The sequence below is a fragment of the Parasulfuritortus cantonensis genome (assembly GCF_004337445.1).
In the GTDB taxonomy this organism is placed as follows: domain Bacteria; phylum Pseudomonadota; class Gammaproteobacteria; order Burkholderiales; family Thiobacillaceae; genus Parasulfuritortus; species Parasulfuritortus cantonensis.
Genome location: NZ_SJZB01000023.1, coordinates 1 through 8,104, shown reverse-complemented (window position 1 = coordinate 8,104; position 8,104 = coordinate 1). Strand labels below are relative to the sequence as shown.

General features: G+C 59.6%; 10 protein-coding genes. All 10 read right to left on the bottom strand.

From position 1 onward, the window contains the following. Positions 1–821: 821 nt before the first annotated feature. Positions 822–1,340: a hypothetical protein gene (locus EZJ19_RS06330; protein ID WP_240754684.1), complete on the bottom strand. Its 519-nt coding sequence runs from the start codon at positions 1,338–1,340 to the stop codon at positions 822–824. 352 nt (positions 1,341–1,692) lie between these two features. Then, positions 1,693–1,887, bottom strand: a complete 195-nt coding sequence (locus EZJ19_RS16310) for a hypothetical protein (protein ID WP_240754683.1) — start codon at positions 1,885–1,887, stop codon at positions 1,693–1,695. A 289-nt stretch (positions 1,888–2,176) separates the two neighbouring features. Beyond that, complete coding sequence (locus EZJ19_RS16305) at positions 2,177–2,422, bottom strand: hypothetical protein (RefSeq protein ID WP_240754682.1); 246 nt, start codon at positions 2,420–2,422, stop codon at positions 2,177–2,179. Between the two features lie 1,618 nt (positions 2,423–4,040). Beyond that, positions 4,041–4,295, bottom strand: coding sequence for a hypothetical protein (locus tag EZJ19_RS16035; protein WP_206199345.1), 255 nt, complete (start codon positions 4,293–4,295; stop codon positions 4,041–4,043). Further along, positions 4,252–4,503 (bottom strand): hypothetical protein, encoded by a 252-nt coding sequence (locus EZJ19_RS16030; protein ID WP_206199344.1) that lies wholly within the window; start codon positions 4,501–4,503, stop codon positions 4,252–4,254. Before EZJ19_RS16030 ends, EZJ19_RS16035 begins: the two co-directional genes overlap by 44 nt. Before the next feature lie 208 nt (positions 4,504–4,711). Beyond that, positions 4,712–4,942, bottom strand: coding sequence for a hypothetical protein (locus tag EZJ19_RS16025; RefSeq protein WP_206199343.1), 231 nt, complete (start codon positions 4,940–4,942; stop codon positions 4,712–4,714). A gap of 682 nt (positions 4,943–5,624) precedes the next feature. After that, positions 5,625–5,798 carry a hypothetical protein gene (locus EZJ19_RS16020; RefSeq protein ID WP_206199342.1) on the bottom strand — a complete coding sequence of 58 codons (174 nt, stop codon included), beginning with the start codon at positions 5,796–5,798 and terminating at the stop codon, positions 5,625–5,627. 1,056 nt (positions 5,799–6,854) lie between these two features. Further along, positions 6,855–6,992 carry a hypothetical protein gene (locus EZJ19_RS15810; protein WP_165873490.1) on the bottom strand — a complete coding sequence of 46 codons (138 nt, stop codon included), beginning with the start codon at positions 6,990–6,992 and terminating at the stop codon, positions 6,855–6,857. Positions 6,993–7,102: 110 nt separating this feature from the next. Beyond that, positions 7,103–7,423 carry a hypothetical protein gene (locus tag EZJ19_RS06315; RefSeq protein ID WP_131445692.1) on the bottom strand — a complete coding sequence of 107 codons (321 nt, stop codon included), beginning with the start codon at positions 7,421–7,423 and terminating at the stop codon, positions 7,103–7,105. 245 nt (positions 7,424–7,668) lie between these two features. Then, positions 7,669–7,974 carry a hypothetical protein gene (locus EZJ19_RS06310; RefSeq protein WP_206199341.1) on the bottom strand — a complete coding sequence of 102 codons (306 nt, stop codon included), beginning with the start codon at positions 7,972–7,974 and terminating at the stop codon, positions 7,669–7,671. Positions 7,975–8,104: the final 130 nt, after the last annotated feature.

Genomic DNA, 8,104 nt, shown 5'->3' with positions numbered 1-8,104 from the left:
GCTTACAGGTGTAATTGGCTTGCTTGGCGGCTGCGGCGCCATTTATGTCACTTGCAAGCGTGGCTCGTGACGCGGGAAAAAACTAGAAGAGATTCTGGTTGCAAAGTGGGGCGGCATGCCTACAACCATCGCTCTACGCCATCGTGATAATTTTCTCGATAGCGTCAGCAAGCAACGCTACACACGGCGATCACGGCCAAGCTGGGTATTGTCATGCCGACGGCAGAGGAAGAGTCAGCAAGCCCCGACAAGGCAGACGACATATACATCGGTGCAACCAAACGGCTTCGCGAACTCACGCGTTCTAACAAGCAGCTCTTGCTGAAAAGAACATTGCCTATGGATTTCATCGCAATATGCTGGCGATGAAGCCCGTCGGTATCGTGTCGTGCCTCCTGGGTATCCTTTACGGATTGCTGATTGCAAAGGTTCTCCAGGTAACGCCCCCACTTTGATCCTGTGCACTTTGCCGATCCGGGCTCGCCGCAGCTTGACGTTGCTCATTTCGCTGGCGCTGCTTGCCGCTTGGCTGCTGTATTTCGATCAGAGCGGTCAGGCGTATGGGTTTCGTCTATGCGGAACGTCTATTTGAGTGCTTACCGTCGTTATCTTCCTTCAGCCTCACGGAAAACAGCCAGGGGACAGGGCTTGAACGCACTACGCCGGATGCCGTTCTACTTCGCCAATCTGCCGCGTTGCAGGAGAGTGGCGTAGACACGAGCATTGCTACCTTTGCCGCAAAGCGACGAACTGGTTGCTCGGGCCTTCCGACCGAAGGCTTAGATTCGGCTGCTTCGACACCACGTATGCCAAGGGCCGCGTCAGGGCGAACGGAAACAACACGGCAGCGATTGCAGACTTGGCACAGAAACGGGCTTGCCCGCGTAGCGCACAGCCGCCTCGATCAGCCATGCCGTAAGTTCGTCGTTCTCGATCGCTGTTGTGTTAAGCCGGACAACGCGCTTGCCCTTCTCCACGCGCTCCACAGCGCTCCAACTCGCCTGGCTCTGGATGACCATGTTGGTCATGCGCCGTGTTCCTTCGCGCTCCCCGTAAGTCTCACTCATGCGCCGGTGCACTTCGGCGGATGCGCAGTCGCCCTGGATGGCGGACAGGCGGGCCCCACCAATTCGGCCACCTTTGCGAAGAACGGGTACGTCGCAACAGCCATCCCAGCACAGCGCGGCGACTGGAATGTCCGAATGCGTCTTATGGATGGCCACGCCGCGATCCGCGTAATCGACAAGTTCGGCGCGCGGCTCTAGCCACAGCCGGTTCAGTACGGTGTGGTGTTTTCTTCTTGGCTTCGACGCCAAGTCCGGCTGCATCGAGCAGTGCATTCAGATCATCTAGTCCAGCCGCGCCAGCACGAACATTCAGTGCCGCAGTCGCCCAATCAAGCTGAATGAACCGATCGAAGCCTATTGAGGGGCTGATGAATTCATTTCGGTACCAATCACATATTTGACTTTCACAAAGGGCCGACGTCAACTCTTCGACCGACACCCCGCCGTGGACTACCACCTGCTCGCCCTCAGGCACAAAGGCAGTTCGTCCGCTGCGAATAGGGCATGAAGTTCGCGGGTAGTCCTGCAATGTCCAACCTGACCGTGGTGGGATAGGCCGCAGCGGAATCGGCCAGCAAGTGTTCGCTACGATAGACCCGAACGCGTTCGCCGCGCGTCTCTGCAATCACGCCCTGGTTGGGCTACCGACGCCGGTGGACTCGACGTTGCCGTGGTCTGCCGTCAGGTAGATGTGGTAACCCTTATCCAGCAGCAGCAGCGAGAACAGCCGATCAACGAAGCGGTCGCCAACCAGTTCCCAACCCCACATGGGCACGTCCTTCTTCGATCGCTCCTTGTGGAGCCGGTCGTGCCACCTCATCGATCACCAGGCCAGAACTTTGGATGCCGGTCTGTCAAATCCGATTCCAGTGCATCGAGCTGATTGGATCTGTCGCAGCGCGCGGCGATACATCACCTGATTTGGGTTGACGCCTTCGTTCTGCAGAACGTCTTTCCACAAGGGACTCTCCTTGTCGGTCCGATCAATCGAGTCGTCGAACTCACGAGGCTTCAGGCCAGAGAACAGTGCTGGCGCGACACAGATGTCACAGTGGGCAGCCACGCGAACGCCGTTCCCTCATCGAACGCAAAGCGCTTCGTGCTGGCGATCAGCCGCTCCCGGATCTGCACCCACTGGTCAATGCGAGCCCATCGAATACCAGCAAAGCGACCTTCGCTTCACCAGCAGAACGCCGATGCCGCAAGAAGCGCGGAACGTGATGCACCATCACCGGGCCCTTGGTGACCGGCTGCAAAATCAGGTCGGCGTAATGCTTGGCCGCGACCCAAGCATGCAGCCGCTCGTCTGATTGCGCCTGCAGCGTCTTGATGCGGTCGTCGATCTGTTGACCCATAGCAGAAGATACTCCGTGCCTTCCCGCCGGGCCAGGTATGTGTTCGAGCCAGGATCTCGCCCGTAGCGCTTGGCGAACTCGCTCCAGTCCTTGTGCGAGCAGCTTCCGTGGCAGCGCACATCAGACCGTCGATGCCTTGAGTACCAAGGCCTGCACGCCGCGGGGTCCTGGACCAATGCCGGCCTTAATCCAGCTCGGCATCCCCCCGGGACACTGTGCACCGCCAGCGGGTGCAAGTGCCGTCGAAAACATGGAATCGACCAGCACCTGCACATCGGAGTGATCGAAGGGAATCTGGATCTTGCGACATACTCCGCTGCGTCCCCTGTGCGCGTGCCATCCAGTCCCAAGTTCGCCAGGTAGCGATACCACGCGTCCTGCACCACCCGTAGCAGGCCACTCTTGGACGCCAACCATGTGCACGGGCTATCCGCGAACAGCCTTTGCTCTGATAATGCCCGCCGCTGCAGTGCAATACGGCGGCATGACCGTTCGAAGTGCCATCCGCCAGCAACTCGCCCAGAATCCACCGGGTTGCAATGGACCGCGGCGTCAGTTGATAGACATGTTCGAGGATGAAATCTTTCGACTCGTTTCACCGCGCGCTGACTGCAACTCGTCTGTGGGCATAAAACAGCCCCGCAGATGCTCTGTTCTACCCTGCGCATAGCCTGAGGCCAGCCCTGGGAAAAGCTCCGCAGGCTGACCCGTACCACGCGCCCGTGTGCACGATGTCCCACGGCAGCTCATCGCATCGGCCTGCGGCAGATGCAGAACAGTGAAGGCGCCGGTCCCGGCTCACCGCGATCCCATGCGGCGCGATACCGTTCTTCCGTATTCCGCCCGGAAGGCAAACGGGTCCTCGTACAGCACACCTCGAAGCCCGGTCGCGCAGCTCGGACAACAGCTTTTCGTCGAGCAGCACATCGTCGGGGTCGCAGGCCACCCACAGCCGGTGAGGTCGGCCGTGTGAAGTGAGAATGCGTTTTGACCACTGGCTCATCCCACCTGTCCTCCGGGCATCGCATCACCGGAGACGCGCACCATCATCACGGCATTCAAATCGGCACGCTGGCCTCCATGTCATCCAGGGCCGCCATACGTGCATCGTTTCCTGTTGCAGTCGCTTGCGCCGATGCTCACGCACAGCGGGCAACCTATCCGCCGATCGCCTGGCCCGGGCCTCGAAGGCATACAGCGCACGCGCACTTCGTTCTCAGCTTCCTTCAGGCGCTCACGGTGTTCGTTCAACAGCTCGTTAAAATCCGCTCACCCTGGGTACTGGCGGTGGCATGGGATGCCTCGAACCACTTCACCGACTCCTCGGCCCGTCACGGCATGCACGTCCCGGTTCGGTCAGCAGCAGATCCCAGACGCGCTTGGCGGTTGGCACGAAGGCCGGCCTTCCTCGTTGATGAACACCGCAGGAAGCGCTTCCGACTCAAGCCTTCAGCCGCCAGACTGATCTCCCACAGCGACCAAATGCCGCGTACTGAATCCGGCAGCCCGGTCACGCGGATCACCGGCAGTGGCTGGCCGGCGACAAAGCGCGGCAGCTCGCTGATCACAGCACGGGCGCGCGTGGATCTTCCATCGTGACCATTCCAACTCCGGGTTCTCATCCGCGCGTGCGGGCGTCAAAGCAAGCCTGTGCCGACTCGCTGCCGTCTGCCCATTTCACCCGCCACGCATTGCCCACCTTGGTGGCCGAGCCACCACGGGCGGCCAGCCCGCTGGTGATGGCGCGCTCCAGCCAGAACTGCGCTGGGTGGTCGCGCCACTTGCGGGCATCATCGGCATCCAGATCATGTTCAGTAGTGAGCAGATCGCTATTCTTCTTCGACTCCGCCAGGGTGGTTCGCAACTGCGACACACCGCGTCGCACTCCTGTTCGATGGCATCCGGGTTCTGCAGACCGTGCACGAACAGTTCGTCGAAGATCGGGTCGGCTCAACCGAATCCATCACATCGGCCGCCTTGTCGACGCCAAACTCCTGTGCGATGACTTCCAGCTTTTCTTCCAGCACCTGGCGCACGCGGTGCTCCACGGTGTCTTCGAGCACGAAGTTGATGGCACGCACCACGTGCTTCTGTCCAATGCGGTCACCCGGCCAATGCGCTGCTCGATCCGCATCGGGTTCCACGGCATGTCGAAGTTGACGATGACGTGCAGAACTGCAGGTTCAGACCTTCACCACCCGCGTCCGTCGAGATCAGCACGCGCATCATTGGAGAACGCCTGCTGTGCGCGGGTGCGCGCTTCCAGGTCCATGCTGCCGTTGAGCGTCGTCACCGAGAAGCCACGGCTCTCCAGGTAATCGGCCAGCATCGTTGCGTGGGCACGAACTCGGTGAAGATCAGCACCTTCAGCGCCGGGTCACCTTCTTCCTGCTGCAGCTTGTAAATCAGCTCCAGCAGCGCCTCGGCCTTGGCATCGGTGCCTGGGCTTCGGTTTCCCGCGCCAAATTCCAGCAGCATCTCGACTTCGGACTTCTCCAACTCCCAGCCGCTGGACTGCATGGCCAGATCCACCTGGGACTGGCCGTCCAGGTCCGCCCACTCGTCTGCGCTGGTGTTTCTCGAACAGGTTGGCCTGGGGCTGCGGTGCTTCAAGCAGGGCTTGGCGCTTTTCCAGTGTGGTGCGGATGGCTGCCGTGCTGGATGTCACCAGCCGTTGCATCAGGATCATCAAGAACCCGATGTGGCGCTGCTTGGCCGCCATAGCTTGGTTGTAACCGTGGCGCACATAGTCGGTCACCGCGCCTCGTATAGCCGCTGCTGCGAGCCGTGCCGGCTCTGCCAGGCCACCGCCTGCAGCCGGGGACACGCGGCTTGAACAGCGGCTGCCCTCGCATTGATGGACACACGCTTCTCGGTGCGGATCACAAAGGGCGTACCCGGTCACGCTGACGCTGCTCTCGTCCGGGAAGGCTCCCGGTCCAGCAACTGCATCAGCCGCATAATGTCGTCTACCCTGTTGCGCCTGGCCGATAGCAGCAAAGATAGGTGAGGCTTCGGCCAGCCGCGCCCACTTGTAGCGGCCACCCTGCTCGTGCTGCCGCCCATGCCGGTGGCTTCGTCATGATGACCAATCCCACCGATGCTGAGATCAGGTCCTCGAAGCGCTCGCGTGTAGGTGTGAGTTGTTCCAGGCTCCAGCCGCGACGGCCTTCCAGCGGCTTCACCGAATCCAGGCGGCAGATCACTGGGCTGGCATGCGCCACAGGTTTCTTCCTCCCCGCGCCGCCGCTGCGCCACTGCGGAAGGCCGCCAGCTCGGATGGCTCGATGAACTGAAACTTCTCGCCGAAGTGCAGACGCATCTCCGCTGCCATTGGCCACCAGCCCTTGGGCGCCACCACCAGGATGCGCTTCACCGGCCACGCAACTTCAATCGCGCCAGCACCAGGCCTGCCATGGTCTTGCCGAGGCCCACTCATCGGCCAGCCAGGTAGCGGATGCGATCGCGGCTGATCGCGCCGGTTCAGCCATAGAGCTGATGCGCAGCGGCACCACGCTGGGACTGGATCGGCCAATAGCAGTTGTCCTCCAGCGCATCCAGCAGCTTGGCAGCCCCGTGGTGTGCAGATCTGCTCCACCCGGGCGCACGCTTTCCAGCGAGGCCAGCCCGCCCGGGCCGCACCACCGCGTCCTTGGCCGGAACCAGACGCGGTAAGCCACTCGCCCCATACGTCCTGGCGTTCGATCACACGGCAGGGCGATGCCTGCCGGGGTAAACCAACACCAATCGCCGATGGTAAAGCTCAATGGACCGACCCGGCTTGCCGCATGTGTCCAAGTTTTGTTCCAGGCAGCAAATTCATCACTGCACAACCGCCACAATGGTTTTTTCCACCGGACGATTGCGGGTCCATTCATAGGGATCTGCGCTTCAGGCATCCGTTCGCGTTATCAGTCGGCATCGGACATACTCGCGCCGATCATTACCAGGTAATAAAGTTTCTTCGCTCTACCTTCGGCGTACTCGTACAACCACGAATCCCATACTTGTCTTGAGATCGCTACAATTGCGCCACTCATGAATTCTTGAGGAACCAGCCTGTCCTGGGCTTGCATTGGATTTCGGGTCTTGAACTCGACAAATATGTCGATCGTCCAACTCGACGATAAATCCACGGCTCATGCAATGGCTCAGCCATGACTGGTCTCATCATCGAACTTCCGGCCAGCACGCCTGCTGGCAATGATTTGCAGATCATCTTCGGCAAGCACCTCATGTTTGATGCCTCCCAGCTGCGCTTGAGCTCACGTCGTACAAGATCGCTGAACTGCGCAATCCATGGGACAACGCCAAGATAGCTATGCTTGCCTGGCGACGACAGCTTCCGTCTCTCCCGAACAGCACAGATATCGAATCTGTCGTCCTTCTGCTTGCGCAGATCGAATTCCTTCAGCAGAACATAGTGTGAGTGTCAAAACACCTGCCGCCATTCGTTGCACTCCAGGATCACCTCGACCACATCGCCCATCAAAGCTGGATTCATGCTCGGCTCATCCCAAACAGCACCGAGCCCGAGAGCAATGTGCCTTCTGATCAGCAACCAGATCAAGCCAGCTGCGCATGCCCTCCGCCAACAGTTGAATCGAGATCGCCCTGTTTGTTCTTGAGGAAAAATGCCGCCTTTCGCACCACCTTGCCGTCGAGCCTTCTGTAGTGCAGTCAGCAGGCGCTGCCGATCTTTGTCGGTCGGCCCATCAACTTGGGGAGGAAGGCACGCTTGATGATGTCCACATAGACTTCTTCAAAGGCAATTCCCGCTTGCTGCCGTGGCAGGAAGCCTGGCGCGTGGCCAGCATTTCCTTGACCGGATATAGGCGCTGGCCAGCTCTTCTTTTTCCAGGATGCCTCGCCAGTGACCTTCACATCCTCAGGTTTTGTTGGTGTGATTAGAAAACTCTGCGCCAGCTTTACGCCTCCTTCGCGGGTGACCACGGCTTTGGTTTTGACGCTGGTTGATTGCCGACGTGCCAAACGGCCCATGCGACCCTCATGCGGTTGAAAACACTGCGCAGCTGAGTGCAAAGCCCTTATCTGTCTTCGCCCACGGTCACTGCGCATTCCGATACAGCACTTTCCAGCAAGTGCGTTTTGCCAGTGCCATTTGCACCCGATGATGACGTTGACTCCTTGCGAAAACGCCTGATCCAATCCGGCAAGGACGTGAAGTTATCCAGCTTGATGTGCGTGATTTTGCTATAGTCCGTCCTCCGTTCTGGTCAGCGAGGTCAAAGAGCGTCAGCAGCTTCTCGTCTTCCTGCAGCGTTTCCTCTGGCAGCTTGTTGGCAATGCCGATGATGGTTTGATAGTCCTTGGCTGCCCACGCAGCGCGGAAACCGGCACGCACAGTACCTCAAGGCGCGGATCTCTTTGATCTTGCGTCCGGTGAAGGCCTTGTAGGTCTCAAACTCTTTCAGCAGTGCCTTCTCGCGCTTCTTCTCCAAGTCCTGTGCCTTGTTCGGGTCAGCACATACCAGCGGTCCTTGGCTCTGGATCTCATCACGGATGACTTTTATCGAGCCCGCGACAGTCATGAAGTTCTTGGATAAATAGTTGGAAATCTGATTTGGAACGTCACCGTCGCCGTCATATCGCAGAAGTTGTCTTCAAGGAGATCGTCCAGCTCCGGAATGATCTCGCCCTTGCGCTTGGCCGAACCGATCT